The sequence below is a fragment of the Robinsoniella sp. genome (assembly GCF_034124845.1).
This window is the reverse complement of sequence record NZ_JAWYAJ010000427.1, coordinates 1-2048: the sequence shown is the minus strand read 5'-3', so window position 1 is coordinate 2048 and position 2048 is coordinate 1. Positions and strand designations below refer to the sequence as shown.

Here is a 2048-nt window from a genome sequence, read left to right as displayed (position 1 = left end):
AATATTAATTTGGTTAAAATGACCAAGGTGTAGCAATTTTAAAACACGCTCTAGAACCCCTGAAAAGATATTTAAAGCAGCTTGCGATTAACCTTATCCCCCCTTATCTTCCGCCTGTCCAAGGCGGCATCTTACTGGCTGCTCAAAATATAGATCATCACGAACTATCAGAATTAGCTCTTTCCTTAAAAGAGCAAATACAAAAGGAGGAATCACATGTATACCATTCAAACTGAAATTTTTTCCCAGCCCTCTGCTCTTATACAAACGCAGGCACTTTTCCAGGAAAAACGCGATCAGATTTATGAGTTTATAAAAAAACCGTTCCAAAACATTATTTTTATGGGGTGTGGTTCGGGCTTCATGCTTAGTGAGGGTGCCGCTGCCATGTTCTCTATGTACACTGATAAAAAGGCCGTAGCTGTCTCCGGTGGAGAAATTATTCTGTCACCGGAAAAATACCGCAATTTAATTAGCAACTCTCTCATCATCGTTGCTTCCCGGTCTGGTGAAACCAGTGAAGTATTATTTGCTTTAGAACAGCTGCGTAAACTTACTACCTTTAAAACTATGGGTATTATCGCAAAAACCGATTGTTCTTTAAAACCTTATCTGGACTTTACCCTGGAGATTCCATGGGCTTTTGACCACAGCGTATGCCAGACAAGGACCATTTCGAATATTTACTACGCATTAACGATGCTGCTGGCAATCTATCTGGAAAATGAACAACTGGCAGCCGCATTTGAAATGTTTTTTAAAAACCAGCCAGCTTTTTTAGAAGAACACAAAGATATGTGTAAGGAAGTAGCACATAGAGAATGGAATAATGTAACGGTATTGGGTGATGGGGAAATCAGCGGAATTGCCAGCGAAGGAAGTCTGGCATTTACCGAAATCTGCATACTTCCCGGAGAGTATTTTAATCTTCTGGACTACCGGCACGGACCGATTGTCCTGGCAGACGAAAAAAAACTGTTCCTTATTTTATTGAACCCTAATGAAAATAATTACCAAAAGCAGATGGTCAAAGACATAAAAAACCGCGGTTCCTATGTTATTACCCTGGGACATCATACAAAAGACTACTGGGAATCGGATTATCACGTATCCCTTTCCGGCATTGAAGAACCCATTGTCTGGGGTATTCCATTTATAAATATATGCCAGATGCTGGCATATTACAAGGCGATTGAAAGAGACCATAATCCGGATATGCCGGGCGGACTGAATCCTTATATTTCACTGGTATAACAAATCCGTTCTCTTTCTCCGTTTATAACATTTTAATTATGCAAAAAAATAAAAAGTGCTGAAGTATAGATCAGCACTTTTTATTCATTTTTCTAATGCTTTTTTACCCACATACAATTTATTTTTATCACCTTGGATGGTGTTAACAAGAAAAAACATACCTGTCTTCCTTCTATTTGTAAACAACACCAGAATAATTGCTAAGATACATATTCCCAAAACAAAGTATATATTCTGTCGGTAGGAAATAGCTTCCGCCAGATAAGCAATCTTAGCCAGGAATACAAAAAATGACGATACAAAAAATATTCTTGCACAAAACGAAAAATACTCATTTCGATCAGCCTGTTTTACAAGCCTGAATGCACGTTTATGCGTTGAAAAAATGGACTCTGTGCAATAAGAAATTCCAATTATCATTAAAACAAACCCTAATATCACCTGCATATTTCCCTCCCACTTTATTATGACATTTACTCGTAACTTTATTATGTCTATATTCTACATGGGATTTGTTAACTTTAGTCCTGTTTTATTTAAAGTTTATGTAAAATTTATCTGATTTTATCCTTTAATCTTTAATTACAGCCTTGATTTCCCGAACATTGTGCCTGGATATATTACTTTTAATTATTTTTTGTAAAGAAAAAAGCAGCTACCATTAGCTGCTTCACATGTATATACCTTCAAAATCACACACAGAAATTCATCAAATATCATCCGTTCTTACTTGCAAGGTCAACTACGTTAACCTTTTCCTAAACCTAATGGATAAGCCTTCGACCTATTAGTAT

2 protein-coding genes are annotated in these 2048 nt (G+C 36.8%); one reads left to right on the top strand and one right to left on the bottom strand.

Going from position 1 to position 2048, the window contains the following annotated elements:
• The first annotated feature begins 216 nt into the window (after positions 1 to 216).
• Positions 217 to 1254: an SIS domain-containing protein gene (locus ACH2DQ_RS21075; RefSeq protein WP_395028212.1), complete on the top strand. Its 1038-nt coding sequence runs from the start codon at positions 217 to 219 to the stop codon at positions 1252 to 1254.
• An 84-nt stretch (positions 1255 to 1338) separates the two neighbouring features.
• Here the strand turns inward: ACH2DQ_RS21075 and ACH2DQ_RS21070 are convergent, their stop codons facing one another.
• Positions 1339 to 1701, bottom strand: coding sequence for a hypothetical protein (locus ACH2DQ_RS21070; protein ID WP_395028210.1), 363 nt, complete (start codon positions 1699 to 1701; stop codon positions 1339 to 1341).
• Positions 1702 to 2048 lie beyond the last annotated feature (347 nt).